Raw genomic sequence first — 19,725 nt, forward strand, 5'->3', positions numbered from 1 at the left:
GGGAGACGCGGCACCCGTGCGCACGGCTCACCCAGGGCCGTATCGACGGCCGGGCCCTCCGCTGCGAAGCGACCGGTCGGCGTACCGGAACACCTCGTGCGGATCATCCGGTCGGTGTCCGACCGCCTAGAGACGCAACCGGTGGTGCACACGGTTGGCCGCGACCGCCACGGGGTGTCCGACGTTTCTCACTGCTTGCGGGTGAACCACGAAGCCACGCCCTCGCGCCGCCCGAGAATGAGCGATCATGCCCCTTATTGTCGGTTCTTGTGACATTGAGCTGTGCTTTTGTGAACCTCAAGCCGGGCGTCGGAAAGACGACGAGTGCTGTGTGGCTGGCCCACGCGCTTCATGAGTCGGGACTGTCACCGCTGCTCGTCGACGGTGACCCGGCCGCCTCCGCGCTGCGCTGGAGCGAGCTGGCCGACGGCTTTCCGTTTCCGGTGATCGCCCTGCCGGTGGGGGACGTCCACCGTCGCGTGAACGACTTCCTCGGCAACCGGCAGGCCGTCGTGCTCGATGCGCCTCAGCTGGAGGACCATCCCCGCATCGCCCGCAGCATCATGAGGTACGCCGGCGAGTGGATCGTGCCCGTGACCCCCGCCCCCATCGAACTGGACCGGATGGCGCCCATCCTCGGCGAGATGGCGGACGTGCAGTCCCTGCGCAGCGAGCCGGCCCGCACGGCGGTCCTGCTCAACCGCACCAATCGACCCGATGCCACCCGCACCGGGCCGGACGCGGACGCTCGCGAGGCACTCACCGAGCGCGGTTTCGAGGTGCTGGACACCCAGATCGCTCGGCTCGACCTGTACGCCCAGTCCTTCGGGACCCCGGTCCAGGCCAAGGGCTCGGCATACATGGACTTCGCAGAGGAACTGATCAAGCGTCAGGATGAGGTATGAGCCAGCGCAAGGAAAGCTACCGTGCTGCACTGCGGCGCGAGCAGGACGTCTCGTCGCCCCGGTCCGCCAATGTCACCACGCTGCAGAACAGATACATCCGAGTGACCGTCGAGGTCGATCCCGACCTACGAGGCGATCTGACGCGATGGCTGGGACGGCCGGTCTCCTCGGTCGTACTCGCCGGAACGAGCATCCTGCGCACCCTGGCCGTCACCGCCGGCTGTGTCTCAGGGCCCGGAGACCGGGCTGCGTCCGTCCCGCGTGAGGATCGGGCTTCGGTTCGCTGACCAAATGGCTCACACGGTAGGGCGGCCGGCCCTGCCTGAGGTAGCTGCCACACGGCGAAGGCGTTGGCCGGGCATGGCAACGGCCGTGCTCTGGTGCGACGGCGCTGCCCACTGACGGCACTAAATATGGATGAGGATCTGTCGTAGGGGATGCCCGAGCGCGTCCGTAAGGGTGGTCAGTTCCTCGTCGGTCAGCCATGCCCGGTTCGGATACAGGACCTCGATCCTGAACCGCGCGAACCCCATCGGCCAGTCATACACCAGCTCGTTGAGCGACGTCTCGACGTCACAACAGGGAACCGTCACCACGAGCGTCGGGAAGCCCTCGTCGTAGCGTTGCGAGACGGCCTCGGCCCACCAGTCGGGTGCACACTCCGCACCGCAGTGCGGGCAGGAGATCCTCTTCAGGTTGGCGCCGCACCAGACGACTTCGACACTGTCGTGCCACTTGGCTTCCAGACCACGTCGGGCATCGTCGTCGGGAAGCATCCACGACAACGCAGCCGCAGCGCGATCCGCCGCATCCTTACCGGGCCGCCAGTACGGATCCGTCGGAATCACCGTCAGGTAGTTGTCACTCACTGGCCCGCCTCCCCGCCCCTCCCCGGCCACGATCCGCCCCGCGCCCGCCAACCCAGCAAAACCTATCCGGTCACAGCACCAGCTCATTCCACGGGGCGCCTCCGGCCAGAACGCCGCCCGGCCGAAGAGGCCGACGTGCTCGTGCTCAACGCGATCACCGGCGGGTCGACGGACACGAACGTGATGAGCGCGTGGGAGTCCGGACGGCGCCGTACGGACAAGCGGAACGAAAAAGTCGCCACCTACTGCAGCCGAATCCCCGACTCAGGTCACCAGGCGGAAGACACCGCCCCAGGCACGCTCCGCCAGGTCGAGACTGCTGTCTGCACGGTGTTCAGCCGGCGGGCACCACGTTGGTTGCGTCCACCGCGGGGCGCAGGGCTCGGGCGAGCCTGGCGCCATCGCCAACGGCCCAGAAGTGGACGAAGAACAAGCGAGGTTCATCCGTCAAACCGTGGTTGTGCAGCTCAACGAGCTCCGCCCCGGCACGCCGCAGGGCCGTGAGAACGTCTTGGACTTCCTTGGCGATCATGGCGCAGTCGCCACTGATCGCGGCTCGACCTCCGCCGAGCGGCTGGAAGTTGAACGCACTGGTCGACCCCAGGCCGGGGGGAAGCACCAGTCTGCCGTCGGTGATGGTCTCGCGGCGGACGAAGATGCACTTGTAGATGCCGTCGTCGACGGAGCCCTTCGCACCCAGCGCGGCATCGATTCGTTCGGTGTCCAGGTCGACGTGCTGTCGCCGGGTCGACGGCAGCGGGGGCGGGGTGCTGGTGAGGTCGAACGCTGCGCGGAGACCGCGGGCCACAGCCATCGGGTGGTGACCATGCGCATGGATGTGGATCCACCAGATATGGGGACTCTGGGAGAGGAGATGCTTGTGGATCGCGGTCAGCCCGATCCTGTGCTCGTGCAGAGCATCGATGAACGGCTGCAGTTCGTGCTCGGTGACCACCACATCACCCATCACCATCGTGCTCTTGTCGGCGTAACGGACGAAGGACACGTGCGAGCCGAGGGCGAGCTCCGGTTTGACGGCGACGTGACGGGAGTGCACTCGCAGGTCCCGGCGTGGGAAGGCGGTGTGGTACATCATCTTTCGCTTCATATCGCCTGCCCGGCCCAGCGTCTTGGCCACGCTCTTCCAATGCGACCGAGCAGTGGACACTGGCTTGATCAGGCCGTGGCCGTTCGCCTCGGCCGTCCCTGTGGGCAGGGCGCGAGCGGGGGACGGTGCCCCGGCCAGCATCGGAGCCAGGGCGGCCGCGGCCAGCACACGGCGCCGCGGCGCACCTGCGTGCGGGTAGCTGTCCTGCTGTCTACCTTCAGCCGTCATATCAACACCTCCGTGACGGCATGGAAGCACGACGAGGTGGAATAGATGCCTTTACCATCATCGCTTGGGGCCAAGTGGACTAAGAAATCCCCCAGGCTGCCGCCACAGCCCCTCAGCGACCCTACGAACGGCCAGTCCAGTCCAAAGCCCATGCGCTGTAGTGATGCTGCCTGTGTGATTGCGGTGGTGGCATGGCCACGCAGGTCGTTTTCCCTCCACCTTGCTTGCAACTTGATCTGGCGTCAGGTCCACGGCAGTCTCACAGAACTGTCTCGCACGCACGAGACTCAAGATCTGGAGAGGGCCCAGCGAACGGCAACTGGGGAAAGCGTGCCCGGAATGGTGCCCGGAAACGTGATCGCCTTCCTTCCGTTCCGGGCGATGTCTTCAGATGATCTTGCATGGGTGGATCACAGGTTGGGTGATATGCCGCTTTGAACTGTCGTATGGCGAGGGCGAGTTCGTCAGACCGGTCACTGCTGCCCGAGTCCTTGGGGGCGGAAGCAGTTGGACGACCGCACCGCGCTCAAAGGGCGCTTCGCCCGCCGGCACTCGGACGCTCCCGCGGCGGCCTGACCAGCAACGTTCACTTGGCCTGCGATGCCTGGGCCGCCCGCTCGGTTTCACCGCCACAGGCGGGAACGCAGGCGACTGCACCCAGCTCCACGGCAATCCGGGCCTGGCTCAGGCGGCGGGGTGTCGGCCACATCGCCTCTGATGTGGGCGTGACGTTTGAAGACAAGCCTAGAGCTCGATCTGCCCTGTCAGCCACCATTCGAGGTACTTGCCCAGGCTCGGCGCCACCCAGGTGCGGCTGTCGTCCTCGTGGTTCCAGACGAAGACATCGGGCCGGTCGATCTTGGCGAGGAGCGCGAACAAGTCTCCGTTCCCCGCGTCCGCGAAGAAAAGCAGTGGATCGAACGGCATGTACAGGGTGGTGAGCTCACTGTCCTCGCGGAGACTCTGGTTCTCGGAGACGATGCGCTCGGCAGACCAGATGAGCCCGGCTCCATACTCACCCTCGATGCCGTTGCTCTCGCGGAGTAGGGCAGTGAGGGCAGCGGGCATTGGATGGCCGAGGACCGTGGCGCAGCGGAGCAGCGACGACTCCGATGCAGGAGCCTGGAAGGCGGTCGTGCCGGGCAGGGCAGCGACGACTTCGGTCCACATGGTTGATTCGACCTCCACGAGACTGTGCCGTGAGAGAGCCATCAAGCAGCCCATCGGCGAGGCCAGTGCACCGCGACTCGACCAACGGCCGACTGATCACGGAGCGCACAGTACCGCCTCGGCCGAGTCGGCTGCTCGCCGCGGCCAGAACAATGCGGGACAACCCTCGGCCAATCGACAACGTACCTGCATCAAATGAAGTCGACTCGTCATTGCCTGGCTCACGGTCCTGATGGGAATCGACGGCGCTGCCGTGTCCGCGAAGGTGGGGCGGCCGGGGGCTCGTCAGAGCGGCTGGCTGTCGATGGGGTCGCTGGAGCCGGGGGTGAATGTCGTGTCTAGGTGGTACTGCGCGATCCCGAAGGGTGGGAAATCGGCATCGGCGAGGATGCGGTAGAGGAACTCGGAGGTGGACATGTCGTACCGGTGCCATCCGCCGACGTCGTGGGACCGCGCGAGGATGGGGTAATCGCCCGGCTGCTCGGCATCGATGAGCCAGCAGTATTCGTCGGCCCATTCGGTGGAGCCCCACTCAACCAGTCCCTTGCCGCCCGGCGCGTAGGTTGCACAGGGATCGGCGGCGGAGACGTCTGTGAACTTGTTGTCCTGGTCGGCCGACAGGGAGACTCGCCACTGTGTCAGGAGGTCGAACGAGACGCCCTCGTCGCGCGCCAGAAAGTAGACGGAATCACTGAAGGCGCCGCCGCCGAACGCCTCGTAGAGCTCCTTGTAGTCCGCCGGCAGCACAGCCCCCAGCTCTCCTTCGATCGCCGCCCAGTCGACGGAGATCCCGAGCGGCTCCCACCCGGTCAGTTCGATCACTCGCTGAACCCACATGCAACCATCTTTCAGCACCGGCCTTCGTGCCGATGTCCCTCACCCCTCTCAAAGCCGAGGCCAACCGCTCCTCACATGGCCTTGATCGTCCAGCCGGGCGAACCCATGCGGTCACAGCGCTTGGTAGCCCTTCGTACCGCCCTTGAAGGGCAGGCACGGCTTCGAGGGCCAGGGCGACGTTGTGGCCCAGCGGCGCCGTGCCGTGGTGGTGCCAGTGGATGACACGGCCGGGACGTAGTCGAGGTGTCCGCAGACCAGCGGGACGTCGGCGGGCCGGTCGACGGCTCGCTTCAGGGGCGCTCGGACGTGGGTTGCCGGGCTATCCCTTGTTTCCCAGCCTGCCCAGTGCCTTGGCCACCCGGTCGACGGCCGTGCAGACCTCGTCGGGCTGGCGGGCGGTGTAGCAGAGGCGGAAGAAGCCGGGGGCGGGGCAGGACATCACGCCTCCGGGAAGAAGGGTGACTTCGGCGGCGGGGCCGGCGAGGTAGTTGAAGAGGAAGACCTCGTTGGGGTCCAGGTCGTGAGCCTTGAGAGGCAGCACTTCACTGACATCGTCGCTGCTCTTCGGCGGGCGCTTGCCCAGCCAACTGGTGAGGTCGAGCCAGAAGAACTGCGCGGCATTGCTCTGGGGCTCGTGGACGTACGGGATCTTGTTCGCGTCCAGCCGGGCCTTCACCTTGGTGAAGCTGGCGTCGAGAAGCCCGGGGCAGCGCTTCATCGCATAGGTCGTGTACAGCTCCGAGCTGCCGTTGACGGTGGTGGTCAGGACCGCGCCGATGACGAAGTGCTTGAGGGAGTCGAACGGAGTGAACCAGGACATCGGGTGGCGCTTCTCCGCCACGTCGTGCGTTCCGAGCATGGCGCGCTGCACCGGCCCGTACTTGGAGACGAGGAAACCGGTGCGGAGGCCGGAGAGCCCGAAGTCCTTGGCGAAGCCCCAGACGACGTGCACCCGCTCAGGCGACTTCGCGTAGGCGCTCAGTGCAACGGCGCTGGTGAACGGCACTGTGGTCTTGGGCAGTTGGGAGTGGCAGTAGATCTCGTCGGAAACGATGTGCATGTCCGTATGGTCGAGTGCCCAGGCGTAGATCTGCTCCAGCAGTTCCTTGGGGTAGTTCACGCCCAAGGGGTTGTGCGGGTTGGTGAGGACCAGCATCCGCGGTGCCTTGCCGGTGCGCTTGCGGGTCGCCTCGTACTGGTCCTTGATCAGGTCGAGGGTGAGTTGGAAGCGCTTGGGGCCCGAGGTGGGAAGATTCACCGGCACACAGGTCAGTTTGGGCCGCTGCTCGAAGGACCAGTTGAACCCCTGCCAGAACGGTGCGGGCAGCAACACCGCGTCCCCGTCGACCAGTGGCGGGGGCCCGGACTCCGAGCCTCTCGGCTTGTCCTTGAGGGCAAAGGCCAGGCACTCCAGCGCCGAGGCGACCCCCGCCGTACCGAAGACATCGTCCGCAGCCACCTTGGCGCCGAACGCCCTGGTCAGAAGCTCGGCCACCTGCCTGCGCAGGGCCGGTGTGCCGTAGGGGGAGAAATAGTTGATGTACTGCTCGGGCAGCAGACGGGTGTAATCGAACACCAGCTTCTGCATGGAGTCCTGGTAGACGAGGACGTTCTCCGCCACGGAGAGGTCGATCGCGGTCGGGGGCGCCAGGTGCTGGTGGTAGAAGGCGAGCGCCTGCTCCAAGTCGGGGAGGTGCGTGAGGAGCTCGACCGCCTCTTCGGGCCGCACGGTCTGACGCTGACTGCTGGAGGTTGATTCGGTAACCATGGGTGTCTGTTCTTTCCCGCTCGCAGGTCACAGAGAAGGCGGGCGCAGCCTTGCCGGTCCGCACACGCATGCCGCCAGCGGACCACGCCCCACCCCTGCCCGCCACCGCTCGGCGGCCATCCGGCTCGGCCGGCCACCCGCGGCCCGGCGCCGCTGTCGTATCAGGTGGTGACGCCTGGGCCTTTTGGGGCAGTCCGATCCGACAGGCGATCTTGTGGCCTCGTTGTTCATGAGGAGCTGTCTGGGGGTGTCATGCCGCTGCTCGGACGAGGCTGAGGAACTGCTGAACTCCCTGTACTTTCCGGTGGGGTGTGTAGCCGTCTGCGAGGTGGCTGATCCGGCGGACGCAGCGGGTGGCGCCGGTCCGTTGGGTGAGCGCGAGGCTTTGCTGGCGGTGGCGGCGCTGTGGTCTACCTCGCTTTGACGCAGCGGGCTCATCCGTGGGTGGTGCGTTGATCACTTGAGGGTGCCAAGGGTTTTTGACAGCTCCCCGGATCGGTAGCGGGTGGGGGGCCTTTGACGGAAGGTCTCGCGCGCCGGACGGCAGATTCTGGATGTCCGCGCGAAATCCCCTTGCGCAATGGTCAAGAACCGTTGACCATTGCTCGTATGCCTACCGATGATCTTCCCGAGACGTTTCACGTCACCACCGACGAGCAGCTGCGCGCCGTCTCCAATCTCACGCGTCACCGGATCATGGCCGTGCTCCGCTTCGAGCCTGCGACGATTACGCAGATCGCCGAGCGGGTCGGCCTTGCGAAGGGGAGTTCCAGCTATCACGTGCGGCTGCTGGAGCGGGCCGGCCTGGTGAAGGTGGTGCGGACACGGAAAGTGCGGGGGGTCACCGAGCGGTACTACGCGATGGCCGCACGGTCGATCGAGCTGCCGGATCCCGGTGTGGGGCAGCCGGATGTGCTGATGCGGCATGCGGTGGCGGACCTGGAGGCATCGCCGGCGGAGGGCGAGCGGTACGTACGGATGGCCCATCTGCGCCTCACCGAGGAGCAGTTCGCGCAGCTGGGGGCGCGGCTGGAGGCACTGGCGGACGAGTACCGGAAGCTGTCCGACCCGTCGCTGCCGGACGCGTCACTCGTCTTCGCACTGTTCCACCCGGCACCGCGCGAGCAGGCCGACGAGGGCGCCAAGTGACCTCAGGCGTACGGAAGTTGCCGACCGGGTTCGGACGACTGTGGACCGCTCAGACGGTGTCGTCACTCGGCGACGGGGTGTCGCATGCCGCGCTGCCGCTGATCGCGTTGACGTTGACGCGGGATCCGATGGCGCTCGCCGTCGTCACGGCCGCCGGGACGCTGCCGTGGCTGCTCTTCGGGGTGCTCGGCGGTGCGCTGGTGGACCGCTGGGACCGCCGGCGCACGATGTGGGTCATGGACGCGGCGCGTGCGGTGCTGCTAGCGATACCGGCGGCAGCGGCCGCGCTCGACGTGCTGAGCATTCCGCTGCTCGCGGCCGTCGCCTTCCTGCTCGGCCTCGGTGGACTCTTCTTCGACACGGCCGCCACGGCCTATCTGCCGGATCTCCTCGGCCGCGACCCCGCACTCCTGGAGCGAGCCAACTCTCGCTTGCGCGGCGCCCAGACCGCCATGTCCGGCTTCGCGGGGCCGCCTGCGGGCAGTGCGCTGCTCGCGCTCGGGCGGGCGGTTCCGCTGCTCGCCGACACGGTGTCGTTCATGCTCTCCGCACTGCTCGTACGGTCGCTTCCCGCCGTACCCCGGCCCGTGCCGGAGACCCGCGAGTCGCTGCTTCGACAGGCGCGGGCCGGGGCCTCGTACGTCTTCCGGGACCGGTTGCTGCTCGGGCTCGCGCTCCGCCCGGCGGTCGGGAACGTCGCCTTCCTCGCTGTGGAGACCGTCCTCGCCCTCTTCGCGCACGACCGCCTCGGCATCGACACCTACGGCTTCGGCCTGCTCCTCACGGCGGAGGCCACCGGCGGTCTGCTCGGCGCAGGCATCGCCTCCCACCTTGGCCGACGACTCGGCACCGGCACCGCACTGACCTGCACGGCTGCCGTCGAGGGGCTTGCCATCCTGGGCCTGGCCGCTGCCCCGAACCCGTACGTGGCCGGGCTGGCGCTCGCCGTCTGCGGGGCCGGCATGGGCGCCACGATGGTGCTCGGCCCCTCCCTCCGGCAGGCGATCGTCCCGGCCCACCTCATGGGCCGGGTCGCCTCCACCTCCCGCATGCTGGCCATGTGCGCCGCCCCCATCGGGGCCTTCCTCGGCGGCTGGCTGGCCACCACCTACGACATCCGCACCCCGCTCTACGCAGCCTCCGTCCTCCTCCTGGCGATGACGGCCGTCACGGCATCCATGACCAGCAACCGCCGGGTCGAAGCGGCGCTGCGTGCCGCAGCCCCGGCCGGCGGTCCAGATCGCCCGGCATCCAAGGAACCCGCCCAGGAGAGTGCACCCGACTTGTTGTGACGCCTGCCGCGAAGGCATCACAACAAGTCGGGTACCAGGCACCCGCGGGCGCGGCGAGGGGCCGGGTCGGTCGGGTGTGCTGGCTGTCAGCCCTCGTCGTCGGCGGAGCGACATGCGCTCTGCTGGGGCAAAACCGATCCGTCGAAGAGCGGCTCGCCTCCGCTCCCGCGGGCACCACCACTGTGGTGTGCAGGAGGGCGTCTACCGGGTGCGCGGCGTCCGGAGCCGGGGCCTGATCGTCGCGCGGGTCTGACTGGTCGTTCCGGGAGGAGTTCCTGACGGCGAGGCGTCGGTCGGTGGGGGAGTGGGCGGATGACTTGGGGTGGCCGGCCGCACTTCGAGGGGGATCGCGAGCTCGGTTCCCGAGGCGATCTGGTAGATGCGGATGGTGTACCTGCCTGCAGCGGTGTCCTGCGGGATGGCGGCGGTGAACTCGATGGCACCGTCGTCTGCTGCGGTAGTCGCGTCGGCGAACAGCGTGGAGCGGTATTGCACGGTGCGGTGCGGTGCGAAGCCGGTGCCGGTCACCGTGACCGTCCGGCCGGGCGTGACCGGGTCGGGGCTGGCGTGCGCGCTCACGGGGCCGCTGCGCTTCTCCTTCTCGTACCGAAGCTCGGCATGGGCCTGGCGGCCGGACGCGGCGCCCACAGCGGTGACACGATAGGTGCCACCGGGTTCCGCGAGCCCCCACCCCTCTCCCACGCGGCCGACCGCGACTCCTGAGCTGTTTGCCCGCTCGTGGGCGTAGCTGCCGCTGTGCCCCCAGGGGCCCAGGTAGATATCGACGGTTTCCCCCGGCTGGAAGCCGGAAGCCGTGGCTGTGGTGGGCCGGCCGGCTTTGAGGGTGGAGGGATTGAGGGTCAGCTGGGGTGTGGTGTGAGGCGTGGGGACGTCGGCCGGGAGGACCCGCAACGGCGCCGACGCCTTCCGGCCGGAACGTGTCCCCTGTGCCCGGAGGAGGTAGGAACCCGGCTTGTCCGGATGGTGGAACCGGGTCGCGATTTCCCCGGACCGCCCCGCGGTGAACGTCCCGATGCTGCCACTCGACGGGCCGGTCCAGGTGAGCACAACCGGCTCGCCCGGTTCCATCCCGCCTGACTTCGCCGTGCAGGTGCCGCCCGCCTTCACTGTTGAGGTGGACAAACGGAGCCACGCGGCGGGCGCGGACGGCGATGTTGCCGTCGGGGAGGGGACGTCGACGTGCTGGACCTCTGGGGACTCGGGCAGGGCGAGCTTGTTGAGGGTTGCGGTGAGCTCCGCCGGTGTGGAGACGAACCGGACCTTGGGGGCCTTCGTGGCCTCGGCCAGCTGGGCGAGCGGCTGCCGTTCCTTCCGTGGGACCTTGTAGCCGACGAACCGGAAGTCCAGCTGCACTGCGCTGTCCTTGGCCCGTCGGCCGACTGCCTGTTTGAGCGCGGATTGATCCGCCGTGCAGGCGTCGATGCCGTGCGAGGTCACCACGATGATCCGGTTCCGCTTTTTCCCGCGGAACGGGTAGTAGCCCGAGAAGTCATCGATCCCGGCGAGGAGTCCGCTTTCCATGGTGGGCTTCCCGGACGCCGACAACGCGTGCACGGAGGTGTTGATCTTCTGCGCATGCCCCGTGCCCGGACCTACGACCGACGCGGTGTTCCCCTGGTCGCCGCAGCTGCCGCCGAAGCGGCGCAAGGACAGGGAGTCTTCGTCGGCGGAGTTCTGCGCGGCCGAGCCGACGGCGTCCGCGGTATCGGGAAGGTCCGTGTCGTTCTTGGCCAGTGAGGTGTCGACGAGGAAGGCGGTCCGGTAGTCCGGGACGGTCCGGAGGACCAGGAAGGCGGCGATGCCGGTCAGCAGCGCGACAGCGGCACCCCCGATCAGCAGCACGCGACGCCAACTCCTGCGCCTCGGGAGGGAGTTGCCCCTCATGAGGGCTCGGTCAGCTTTCCGCGAAGGGTGGCGAGGAGCTTGTTCATGCCGTTCACCTCGTCGTTGTAGTGTGCGGCGGCCCGCTGGAACGCTTTCCTCCGCGGTTCCAGCGGCGTGCCGGCCCGCGCGGTTTTGAGCAGCTGGGAGGCTGCGTCAACGACCTGCTTCTGTTTCTCCCGCAGCCGGACCGCCCTGTCGCGCACGTGCTGGGCATCCGCGCTCTTGGTCCGGCCGGTCAGGTCGTCGAACTCGGGGCCGGTGCCGTTGACCGCTTGTCGAGCCTGCCGCAGAGTGCTGTCGGCGGCGTCCAGACGACCCTCCTCGGTCGCCCGGACGGCCGTGTTGACCTGGGTGACTGTGGCGTTGAGCGTGCTGACGATCCGCTGGGCTCCTTTGAGGACCGGTTCCACGTTGGAGAACCCGTCGAGGGTCCTGGCGAGGTCGGGCGCGTTCTTCACGTACACCGGAGGCGGCGCGTTGGCGGCCGTGGCCATCCGGTCGAGCGTGCGGTGCTGCCCCTTCGGTACCTGGTAACCGATCACCCGGAATTGCAGGGAGAGTCCGGCCGCACCGACCCGCTCGCGAATCTCCTTCTCGACGAAGGAGACGTCGTCCTCGCAGGCGTCGACACCGTGACGCGTCACCACAATGATCCGGTTGACCTGGCGGGCCTTGCGATCGAACGGCTGGGAGAAGTCCTCGACGGCCTGGACGATTCCGCGTACCAGCGTCGGTTTGCCGTCCGCCCGGACCCCACCCGCTGCCTGGGTGATCTTCTGCTGGTTGCCGACGTCGAAGCCGACCACCTGCGACGTGTTGTCGGAGGCGCCGCACTCGCCGCCGAAGGTGCGCAGGGCGAGCGCGTCGTGATCGCCCGAGTTCCCGACCGTCTTACGCAGTGACGTGGAGATCGCCGCGATGCCCTTGGGATCGGGGCCGTCAGCCGTGTCGATCAGGAACTGGGTGCGGTAATTCGGGGCGAGCTCCGGTGCGAGCCAGTCGAAGTAGAGCCAGCCTGCACCGACACCCAGGACGGAGACGAGCAGCACGACCAACGGCATGCGCACGAGCGGAGGCAGCTCGACTCTGGTGTCTCCGGTGGTGATGTCGCCGGAGTTGTTGCCGCCGATGAAGACGGACCGCTTGCCGGACCGCCGCCGCTTGCGGAACAGCGGTCTCATCTTGGCGTTTCGTTCCGGGTGTCGCCCGTTGACAGCGGACCGTCGTTGTCGCCGCCGATGGCGATGGCCCGCTCTCCGGAGGCGGTGGGAGCGGCCCCGGGCATTCCCCGGGACGCTGGGGTCGAGTGGCCGGGCGGCCTGGGGCCGGACGGAACATGCACGTCGCCGGTGGTGACGGCACCGGTGTTGCTGCCGTGGATGGCCACCGCGCGTGCCCCGGACGCCTGCACGGTCGGCTGCCCGCCCGGCCCCGGGGTGGCGCCTGCGCGGCCGGCGTAGCCGTAGCCCCACATGGCCGCCAGTGCGGCCAGCGCCGCTCCTGCCCCGCACGCCACCGTCCACCGCACAGCCGTGTCCTGCATCACCGGCAACAGCAGCGCTCCGCAAAGCCCCGTACCCGCTGTGAAAGCAACTGCGGTCACGGCGACCGCCACCACCCACCTACCGAACCGATCCACCGCCCACCCCCCGATTCCGGCCGGCTCGTGTCCCTGTCCTGTCCACGATGGCACCGATGGGCCTTACGTGTACGCTTTTTGACTCTTCATCAGGAAATTGCCGAACCGTCGGGCCGCTGGACGGTGGCTACGCGGCGGTGCCGGAGGAGAAACGGCGGCGCCGGAGGGAAATGGCGACGCCGTCGGGCTCGGCGGCACGCGCTCTTCGCTGCCGGCGGCATCCTGGGGGCCGCGATGCATCAGGTGCTCGGGTCCTGGGACGGCTGGGCAACGCGGCCGGCATCGTGGTCCTGGCCTACTTGGCCCAGGAACGACCGCGCGGCATCGGCGTCCAGGGCGGCACGGGCTCCAGGTCATCGCGGTCGCGCTCTGCGCACACCCACGAGACCAGCCTGGCCTGGAGCTCTTCAATCGGATCACCGCCCAACCTGACCGGCACGTTCCTGAGGAGCCACAGATCGGCCAACTATTCGCTCAAATCGCTGAGATGTGTATGCGAGACGCCGCAGGATGCAGGATGGGTCAAGGCTGCAAGGGTCCACTTCTTCTTGGTCACACTCGAAGAACCCGAGCGGCCACTGCCACGTCACAGCTGCCCGCCGCTGATCAATGGGTGTGGCTCTTCTGTGGGAACTGTCCGAGCTCGGAACTTCGCTGCAGAAGAGCAAACGTAGCCGGCCAAGCACCGGCCCGAGCATCAGGGCCTCAGCAGTCCGCCCACCCACCAGTCGTGCGGCTTGCCATCGTTGGCGATGCCGCGATTGCGCAGTGTCCCTTCGACGGTGAAGCCGAGTTTCTCGGCGACGGCACGCGAGCCGGTGTTCCCGGCCATGGCCCACCACTCGATGCGGTGGACGTCGAGGGTGGCCCAGCCCCAGTCGCACAGGGCTTGAGCGGCCTCCACCGAGTACCCGCGTCCGCGCTGTTCCTTGACCGCCCAGTAACCGAGTTCCCAGACGCCGCGGCTGACGAGGGTCAGGCAGTACGAGCCGACCAGGGCGCCGGTGTCCTTGCGGAACGCGCCGAGGGTGTAGTCCCTGTCCTCGGCCCACTGAGCGGGCAGCTTCTCGCCGACGAGCTTCTCCGCGTCCGCACGCCGGTACGGCACCGGCACCGGGGTGTAGAACTGGATGTCCTCGTCCTGGCAGGCTTCATACACCGCATCCACGTCGGCAGGTGTGAAGGCCCGCAGCACCAGACGGTCGGTCTCGAGAGTCACTGCATCCATCGCGGCAGTATGACCACCATCAACAAGCGGCGACAGCGAATATCCCGACCGAGCACCGCCCATCACCACACCCCGGGCTGGTCAACGGTCGTCGCAACACCCCAGATCAGCTGCCCCCGAGACGGAGCTACACCCACCATCAAGCGCGGACGTCGGCCTGGTCGACGGATGCCTTGGACTTCGTGCTTTGGGCCGAGGCCTCGGGGATTCGGGCGGGCTGCGTGGGGCGTCCGGGGGAGGGGGACGTAGCCGGACAGGCGCAGGGTTTCCCATACGTACGGGTCGGCACCGGCGGCATCAAGAAGACCGAGTAGTTCTCGTCCTCCGCAGGCATGTACTCGTCCTCCGACAGGAAGAATCCGCCGGCGCCGGCCGGATTGTTTTCTGCAGTCCCAGGAGCGAGGCGTTTCGCACTCAGAACCGCAGATCGCCGCAGCCAGGGGAGACAGGAAGCGCCCTCGGCTGCACGACACGCAGCGCCCAAACATCTGGCCCAGGGGTGCGGTGATAGCTGTTACGGCTACCAACGCATTGCTTGTAGCGGACGGCACCACAAGATGGGTGAGCAGGCGCTTGACGACAACCGTCACCACCCCACGCATCCCCGGACCTCCTCTTCTACTGCCTTGTATCACCCGACGGTGGAGGTCCGGCAGCAAGTGCGTCTGCAGCCGCGTTGGACTCCGTGTCATCCCTGAATCGATCAATGACGAGTACCGCCACGTCGTCTGTCAGCTGCCCCCGGGTATGGCGGATCAACGCCTGATGCAGCCACTCCAGGAAGTCCGGGGGCGTACAGGCAGGAGCTGCTTCCAGCGCTTCGGGGAGAGGGAAGAAGTCGTTGTCGATGTTGCGTGCTTCGACCACTCCATCGGTGTACAGCAGGAGACGGTCACCCGGTGCGAAGGTATAGCTGTCCGGCCCAGCGGTAGGGCAGTTCATGATGTCTTCAAGGCCCAGGGGCGGCCGTGGTGAGGCAGCGTGCAGCGCTTCGATCTTGCCCTGGCGCAGGACCAGCGGAGGAGGGTGCCCGCAGTTGACCACCTGGATCACTGATCCGTGCACCACCTGAGCCGCCAGCGCGGTGACGAAGTCCTCCCCGATATCAGCCTTTTCTTCTTGGTCGAACGCGGTCGGCACGGCGCAGTCCCGATTCAGCGCTGCGGAGCAATGGTTCATCACCTCCACCAAGTCGCTCTCGTAGTGCACTGCTTCCCGGAACGCGCCCAACACGGCTGCTGCCGAGCGCACGGCCGGCAGCCCCTTGCCTCGGACATCCCCCACGATCATCCGGACCCCGTACCGCGTGGAAACGGCCTCGTACAAGTCGCCGCCGATCTGTGCCCCCGCCTCGGCGGCCAGGTACATGCTGGCGACGTGCACCTGGCCCAGTCGGCTCGATACGGGACGGAGCAGGACTCTTTGTGCTGCTGCGGCAATGCGGTGGATCCGGTCGAGTTCGCTCTGCCTGCGCGTGCGCACAGCGTTACTGGTCATGACACTGGCTGCGGACACCACCAACAAGGCCAGGAGGTTGCTGTAGATCTGCTGGCCACCCCATGCCTGGTGCAGGGTGGTGGTCGTCACGCTCACGATCAGAGCCCCGCCGGCTGCCGCGAGCGTGCCCTTCGGTCCCATCGTCAGGGACGCCAGCGCCGGCATGGCGATGAGGAGGGGGCCGGTATACACGACGTGGGCGGGCGAGAGCTCGATACCGAGCCCGAGCAGTACGATCAGGAAAGGTACGCACTGCGCGAGTCTGAAGAGCAACCGACTGTGACCGCCCGCTGCTGAGAGAGGTGTCGTCGGGCGGAAGAGTGTCCGCATGGATACAGCCTCCCTCGGCGAGGTCGAGGCTTCCACTCAGTCGCGCTGCGTGCTTCCACGCCGGGGCCCTCGAAGGGCTTTGTGGCCGGCCCTCGCTGGCGAATCTGCCGAGCGCCGGATCGGCCTACCGAGAGCGGGTGGCAGAGGCTGAGGCACCCCGTCCATGTGGTGGGCCGCTGATCGTGGACGTTGCACACAAGCCCGTGTCAGCACATGCCGCTGCTGTCGCGTCCCTGGCGTTGTCGCGGCTCCCAGGGAAGGTGACCCTGCCAGTCCCCAGACCCGCGAGTTCGCGGCCACTTCTTGGCCGGCCCCGACCGCCAGTCACGACTGGCTGAAGCTGTTCCCTTCCTGGCGAGCTGCCGACCCCAGGCATACGGCTCGCTCCCGTCACGGCCTGAGGGGCTTGGCACCACCCGTCGGTCGAGATCCCTGCTGGGCCCAGGACCGACGGGCCGCCCACCTCGCATGGATGGTGGGCGGCGATCAGGCGGGTGGTGAGGTCTGCTGGAGCGGCCGCTCATCCCCGTGTGACCGTGCAGCTCGTAGCGGCAAGCAGCGCCGGTGTCATCTGGCGCGAAAAGTCATCCCGCGAAGGGCGGCGGTTTCGATCAGCCTCCGTGCGCGGTGAGTGTGTAACCCTCCGGGCCCTCGAAGGAGAACTTCGGCCCGAAGGGGCTGTCCGTCATCGGTTCGACGATCTTGATCCCGGCGGCAACCAGCTGGTCGTGGAGCTGACGGGCGTCGGGGGTGCGGAACCAGAGCACCACGCCGAGGCCCGGCCGCGCGGTCTCGGCGAGGCTGACGCCCGGGAGGAGCGCGCGGACGGCGAACGGGACCGGCTCGGTGTCGAACACGATCGCGTGAGGGGGTGAAACCGCGGCTCGACGCAGACCCAGGTGCTGCTCGCAGAAGACTGCGGCAGCTTCCACGTCGTGAACCTGCAGGGCGATGAAGTCTGGGCCGTCGATGGCAACAGGCATGAGCTTCCCTCACTCTTCGATGTCAGGACTTTGACATTGAAGGTTAGGGAGCCGCGTCCCTCATGTCAAAATGCTGACATGAAGAAGAGTGTGTCGACGGAGCCGTTCCGCCCGGCGGACGATGTCACCCACCACGTGGGGTACCTGCTCAAACGCGCCCAGGCTGCCCTGCGCGGCGCCATGGACAAGGTGCTGCGCGAGCACGGGCTGACCGTGCCGCAGTACGCCACCCTTGAACTCCTGGCCCAACACCCCGGTATGTCGAACGCCGACCTCGCCCGCGCGACGTTCGTCACCCGACAGTCCGGGAACGTCGTCCTGCGGGGCCTGCAGGAAGCAGGGCTGATCGCCCGCCCCGCCACCGCCGATCACGGCCGGGCCCGGCCCGCTCGCCTTACCGAAGAGGGCCAGGCGCGTCTCGCCGCGGTCCAGGACGCTGTGTACGCCGTCGAACAGCGCATGGTCGAGGCGATCCCACCCCAGCGCGTCGCGGCGCTCCTCACCGATCTCGACCGTATCGCCGTAGCCCTGGAGGACTGATCCGTAAAGGCGGCGGTAAGCCCGAGCATCGCCGTGAGCAGAGCGGAAGCTGGGCGGCCACCACCGCAGCGTGACCTGCGCGCTTGCGATCCGTGCCGCCCCGCCCGCCCACGCGCTCAACTGGCCGCCCCCAAGGCCCAGTCACATTTCGACCTCGACCTCGACCTCGATAAGAGCCCGCTGCTCGATGCCGACCATGACCCGGTCCGCAGCACCGACACGCCCCAACAGCCCGTACGGCGTCGCCGCCGATGCCGACCCGGCGACGACGCCCTGCGACGACGCCCTGCGGTGCATGCACCAGCGCGGTCGGCACCGCGTGGTGGACCAGGTGAAATCGCCGAACTGCGGGGAGACCGCGAGGGCGTGGTCCGCGTCGTCAACAAGCTGGTCCAGGAAAACCGGCAACTTCCCAGCGGCCGAGCACCGGAGGGTGGGCCACCGGGTGGAGATCGTGGCGCCGGCGGTTCCCGAGGCGGTCGGCCAGCTCGGCATTTTGGAACGGTGCCTGCGACTTGTCCAGGGAAGCCGGGCCCGCTGCGTGCCCTGGGCCGACTACGACGCGTGCGCGGCCGCGCTGGTTGACACCCTCGGTGCGGTGGAGGGCGCGCACCTGGCGGACCGGGTCTTCGGCGTCAGGCGCGGCGCTGAGGCGGCACTGGAGGTCCTCCAGACAACGATCTCGGCCCTGACGGGAACTGCTTGCACCCGGCGGGTGCGGTGGGCGCGGTGCTCGCCGAACGGAAGCGACCGTGGGATGTGAAGCAGACCGGCCGTGTGCGTCGTCAGCTTGCCGGCGCCGAACGTCGCCTGGCCGATCCTCTCTCCGACGCCGAACATCGTCTGGCCGATCCCGGCTGCCAGACGATTTTGCCTCGCGAGCATCGGGCCGGGATGCCGATGAGGCTGTGGCTTCTCTTCCACGGGCGGGGCGATCGGGCGATCTGGCGCTCAGCGGCGGGTGGCGTCGACGCGTAGCTGCAGCCAGCAGGAGAGGCGGTCGTCCGGCTGGTCCAGGTCGAGGGCGAACAGCTCGCGGGCGCGGCGCAGCCGGTACTTGAGGGTGTTCTGATGCACTGTCAGCCGACGGGCCGCTTCGCCTACGTTGCCGACCGCGTCAAGCCAGGCGGCGACCGAGGCGGCGTAGTGCGTGCCGTGGGTTCGGTCGTGGGCGAGCATCGCCTCGACGCCCGGGTGGCGCAGCCGGGGCCGCTGGGCGAGCTCGTCCGCCAGGTGAGCGAGGAGCACTCGGGCATGGACATCGGTCAGTGCGGCGACGTCCGGCGCCTTGGGGTCGGCCGTGGTCACCCGTAGCACGTCATCTACCTCCGAGCGCAGCTCGGGCAGCTCGGTCAGGAGCGTGGCGGGCCGGCTGAGGGCGGCGCGCAGTGGCTGCCTGCCGGGACGGGAGGCGGCGGCGAGGGCCTGTGCCGCCAGTCGGCGGGCCGAGTCGGGGTCGGCGTCCGGCAGCAGCGTGTACACGGTGCGCGGGCCGGTGCAGACGGCGGCGGAGGGGCGTACCGCGGCCCAGTGCCGACCGAGCTCGGCTCCCAGACGGGCCAGCAGCGTGCCGGCGTCCGGGGTGACGTCGACGGGGGCGAAGCCGAGGAGGGTCAGGGGCGTGTTCGCCGGGATGCCGAGCCGGTAGGCGGTGTCCGTCGCGGGTGCGGTGCCGTCCAGGCCGGCCCGGAGGGCCTGTTCCCGGGCGTGCAACTCCAGGGCGGTGGCGCTGCGGCGGCGCAGCATGTGCAGTGCGGCGGTCCGGGCGCCGTCCAGCAGCGCCCGCTCACCGGCCGCGTCGAGTGGGCTCCGGTCCTCGATCGCCCAGATGGTGCCGAGAGGGAGGTCTCCGGCGCGCACGGCGACCGCGGCGCGCGGCAGTTCGCCTTCGGCCAGCCCAGGCATGCGTAGGACGCCGGGTGCCGTGAGCACCTGCCGGTACTGGCGGAGCTGCCGTTCGGCCTGTGGGCCGGGCTGTTCGGGGACCCGTCGGCCGAGGATGCCCTGGCGGCGCAGTTCGTCGATGGCCTGTCCCGGCCGCGTCGAGTAGGCGACGACCCGGGCTTCCAAGTCCTCGATGGCCACCGATCCACCGATGACCGCGGCGATGGCGTCGGCGAGGGCGAAGAGTTCCTCACCGGCCCCGTGGCCGCTTCCGGCGTGCGAGCTTGTCATTTCCGACGGAACCATGCCTCGACCCTAGGCGATCGCGACAAGGCGCGGCCCGGTGCGTGGACCGGAACATGATGCGGCCGGCCCGAAGGGCGGGACCGGCCA

Annotated in this window: 20 protein-coding genes; 7 read left to right on the forward strand and 13 right to left on the reverse strand. The window is 68.3% G+C overall.

The features are described from left to right. Positions 1–290: 290 nt before the first annotated feature. Positions 291–905, forward strand: a complete 615-nt coding sequence (locus AB0E02_RS03300) for a ParA family protein (RefSeq protein WP_362135399.1) — start codon at positions 291–293, stop codon at positions 903–905. After that, positions 902–1,192 (forward strand): hypothetical protein, encoded by a 291-nt coding sequence (locus AB0E02_RS03305; RefSeq protein WP_362135401.1) that lies wholly within the window; start codon positions 902–904, stop codon positions 1,190–1,192. Before AB0E02_RS03300 ends, AB0E02_RS03305 begins: the two co-directional genes overlap by 4 nt. 120 nt (positions 1,193–1,312) lie before the next feature. Here the strand turns inward: AB0E02_RS03305 and AB0E02_RS03310 are convergent, their stop codons facing one another. The 5 genes from AB0E02_RS03310 to AB0E02_RS03330 all read right to left on the reverse strand — a co-directional run bounded on the left by AB0E02_RS03310 (position 1,313) and on the right by AB0E02_RS03330 (position 6,885). After that, positions 1,313–1,774 (reverse strand): zinc ribbon domain-containing protein, encoded by a 462-nt coding sequence (locus tag AB0E02_RS03310; protein ID WP_362135403.1) that lies wholly within the window; start codon positions 1,772–1,774, stop codon positions 1,313–1,315. Positions 1,775–2,108: 334 nt separating this feature from the next. Further along, positions 2,109–3,110 carry a DUF1259 domain-containing protein gene (locus AB0E02_RS03315; protein ID WP_362135405.1) on the reverse strand — a complete coding sequence of 334 codons (1,002 nt, stop codon included), beginning with the start codon at positions 3,108–3,110 and terminating at the stop codon, positions 2,109–2,111. Positions 3,111–3,854: 744 nt separating this feature from the next. After that, positions 3,855–4,280, reverse strand: a complete 426-nt coding sequence (locus AB0E02_RS03320; protein WP_362135407.1) for an SMI1/KNR4 family protein — start codon at positions 4,278–4,280, stop codon at positions 3,855–3,857. Between the two features lie 285 nt (positions 4,281–4,565). Then, on the reverse strand, positions 4,566–5,102 hold the full coding sequence (locus AB0E02_RS03325) for an SMI1/KNR4 family protein (protein WP_362135409.1): 537 nt from the start codon (positions 5,100–5,102) through the stop codon (positions 4,566–4,568). Positions 5,103–5,436: 334 nt separating this feature from the next. Continuing rightward, entirely contained in the window at positions 5,437–6,885 is a 1,449-nt protein-coding gene (locus tag AB0E02_RS03330; RefSeq protein WP_362135412.1) for a pyridoxal phosphate-dependent aminotransferase, read from the reverse strand. A gap of 609 nt (positions 6,886–7,494) precedes the next feature. On the opposite strand from AB0E02_RS03330, the gene AB0E02_RS03335 reads away from it, so the two are divergent. After that, on the forward strand, positions 7,495–8,034 hold the full coding sequence (locus AB0E02_RS03335; protein WP_362135414.1) for a helix-turn-helix domain-containing protein: 540 nt from the start codon (positions 7,495–7,497) through the stop codon (positions 8,032–8,034). Next, the gene (locus AB0E02_RS03340; RefSeq protein ID WP_362135416.1) at positions 8,031–9,326 is read left to right on the forward strand and encodes an MFS transporter; all 1,296 of its coding nucleotides are present in this window, start codon (positions 8,031–8,033) and stop codon (positions 9,324–9,326) included. Before AB0E02_RS03335 ends, AB0E02_RS03340 begins: the two co-directional genes overlap by 4 nt. Positions 9,327–9,527: 201 nt before the next feature. On the opposite strand, the gene AB0E02_RS03345 is transcribed toward AB0E02_RS03340, so the two are convergent. The 6 genes from AB0E02_RS03345 to AB0E02_RS03370 all read right to left on the reverse strand — a co-directional run bounded on the left by AB0E02_RS03345 (position 9,528) and on the right by AB0E02_RS03370 (position 16,908). Then, positions 9,528–11,189 (reverse strand): hypothetical protein, encoded by a 1,662-nt coding sequence (locus AB0E02_RS03345; RefSeq protein WP_362135418.1) that lies wholly within the window; start codon positions 11,187–11,189, stop codon positions 9,528–9,530. A 38-nt stretch (positions 11,190–11,227) separates the two neighbouring features. Beyond that, positions 11,228–12,412 (reverse strand): hypothetical protein, encoded by a 1,185-nt coding sequence (locus AB0E02_RS03350; RefSeq protein ID WP_362135420.1) that lies wholly within the window; start codon positions 12,410–12,412, stop codon positions 11,228–11,230. Next, on the reverse strand, positions 12,409–12,774 hold the full coding sequence (locus AB0E02_RS03355; RefSeq protein WP_362135422.1) for a hypothetical protein: 366 nt from the start codon (positions 12,772–12,774) through the stop codon (positions 12,409–12,411). The genes AB0E02_RS03350 and AB0E02_RS03355 overlap by 4 nt, the downstream gene beginning before the upstream one ends. A 793-nt stretch (positions 12,775–13,567) precedes the next feature. Continuing rightward, the gene (locus AB0E02_RS03360) at positions 13,568–14,098 is read right to left on the reverse strand and encodes a GNAT family N-acetyltransferase (RefSeq protein ID WP_362135424.1); all 531 of its coding nucleotides are present in this window, start codon (positions 14,096–14,098) and stop codon (positions 13,568–13,570) included. 618 nt (positions 14,099–14,716) lie between these two features. Continuing rightward, positions 14,717–15,925: a PP2C family protein-serine/threonine phosphatase gene (locus AB0E02_RS03365; RefSeq protein WP_362135426.1), complete on the reverse strand. Its 1,209-nt coding sequence runs from the start codon at positions 15,923–15,925 to the stop codon at positions 14,717–14,719. Between the two features lie 611 nt (positions 15,926–16,536). Then, the gene (locus tag AB0E02_RS03370) at positions 16,537–16,908 is read right to left on the reverse strand and encodes a VOC family protein (protein ID WP_362135428.1); all 372 of its coding nucleotides are present in this window, start codon (positions 16,906–16,908) and stop codon (positions 16,537–16,539) included. A 78-nt stretch (positions 16,909–16,986) separates the two neighbouring features. On the opposite strand from AB0E02_RS03370, the gene AB0E02_RS03375 reads away from it, so the two are divergent. Continuing rightward, positions 16,987–17,448: a MarR family transcriptional regulator gene (locus tag AB0E02_RS03375; protein ID WP_362135430.1), complete on the forward strand. Its 462-nt coding sequence runs from the start codon at positions 16,987–16,989 to the stop codon at positions 17,446–17,448. Between the two features lie 141 nt (positions 17,449–17,589). Here the strand turns inward: AB0E02_RS03375 and AB0E02_RS03380 are convergent, their stop codons facing one another. Continuing rightward, positions 17,590–17,943 carry a hypothetical protein gene (locus tag AB0E02_RS03380; RefSeq protein WP_362135574.1) on the reverse strand — a complete coding sequence of 118 codons (354 nt, stop codon included), beginning with the start codon at positions 17,941–17,943 and terminating at the stop codon, positions 17,590–17,592. Here AB0E02_RS03380 and AB0E02_RS03385 point away from each other — a divergent pair. Continuing rightward, positions 17,903–18,211, forward strand: a complete 309-nt coding sequence (locus tag AB0E02_RS03385) for a hypothetical protein (protein WP_362135567.1) — start codon at positions 17,903–17,905, stop codon at positions 18,209–18,211. The genes AB0E02_RS03380 and AB0E02_RS03385 overlap by 41 nt on opposite strands. Next, a complete protein-coding gene (locus tag AB0E02_RS03390; protein WP_362135576.1) occupies positions 18,178–18,426 on the forward strand; it encodes a hypothetical protein in 249 nt (82 codons plus the stop codon). The genes AB0E02_RS03385 and AB0E02_RS03390 overlap by 34 nt, the downstream gene beginning before the upstream one ends. Here the strand turns inward: AB0E02_RS03390 and AB0E02_RS03395 are convergent. Beyond that, entirely contained in the window at positions 18,400–19,623 is a 1,224-nt protein-coding gene (locus AB0E02_RS03395) for a helix-turn-helix domain-containing protein (RefSeq protein WP_362135432.1), read from the reverse strand. The genes AB0E02_RS03390 and AB0E02_RS03395 overlap by 27 nt on opposite strands. Between the last annotated feature and the right edge of the window lie 102 nt (positions 19,624–19,725).

The organism is Streptomyces sp. NPDC048196 (genome assembly GCF_040652715.1).
Lineage (GTDB): Bacteria > Actinomycetota > Actinomycetes > Streptomycetales > Streptomycetaceae > Streptomyces > Streptomyces siderophoricus.

Bases quoted from the DNA above. Each gene is read 5' to 3' on its own strand.
- AB0E02_RS03305 (WP_362135401.1), top strand. From the start codon at position 902: ATGAGCCAGCGCAAGGAAAGCTACCGTGCTGCACTGCGGCGCGAGCAG.
- AB0E02_RS03315 (WP_362135405.1), bottom strand. From the start codon at position 3,110: ATGACGGCTGAAGGTAGACAGCAGGACAGCTACCCGCACGCAGGTGCG.
- AB0E02_RS03320 (WP_362135407.1), bottom strand. From the start codon at position 4,280: ATGTGGACCGAAGTCGTCGCTGCCCTGCCCGGCACGACCGCCTTCCAG.
- AB0E02_RS03330 (WP_362135412.1), bottom strand. From the start codon at position 6,885: ATGGTTACCGAATCAACCTCCAGCAGTCAGCGTCAGACCGTGCGGCCC.
- AB0E02_RS03335 (WP_362135414.1), top strand. From the start codon at position 7,495: ATGCCTACCGATGATCTTCCCGAGACGTTTCACGTCACCACCGACGAG.
- AB0E02_RS03350 (WP_362135420.1), bottom strand. From the start codon at position 12,412: ATGAGACCGCTGTTCCGCAAGCGGCGGCGGTCCGGCAAGCGGTCCGTC.
- AB0E02_RS03355 (WP_362135422.1), bottom strand. From the start codon at position 12,774: ATGCAGGACACGGCTGTGCGGTGGACGGTGGCGTGCGGGGCAGGAGCG.
- AB0E02_RS03360 (WP_362135424.1), bottom strand. From the start codon at position 14,098: ATGGATGCAGTGACTCTCGAGACCGACCGTCTGGTGCTGCGGGCCTTC.
- AB0E02_RS03365 (WP_362135426.1), bottom strand. From the start codon at position 15,925: ATGCGGACACTCTTCCGCCCGACGACACCTCTCTCAGCAGCGGGCGGT.
- AB0E02_RS03370 (WP_362135428.1), bottom strand. From the start codon at position 16,908: ATGCCTGTTGCCATCGACGGCCCAGACTTCATCGCCCTGCAGGTTCAC.
- AB0E02_RS03375 (WP_362135430.1), top strand. From the start codon at position 16,987: ATGAAGAAGAGTGTGTCGACGGAGCCGTTCCGCCCGGCGGACGATGTC.
- AB0E02_RS03380 (WP_362135574.1), bottom strand. From the start codon at position 17,943: ATGCCGAGCTGGCCGACCGCCTCGGGAACCGCCGGCGCCACGATCTCC.
- AB0E02_RS03395 (WP_362135432.1), bottom strand. From the start codon at position 19,623: ATGACAAGCTCGCACGCCGGAAGCGGCCACGGGGCCGGTGAGGAACTC.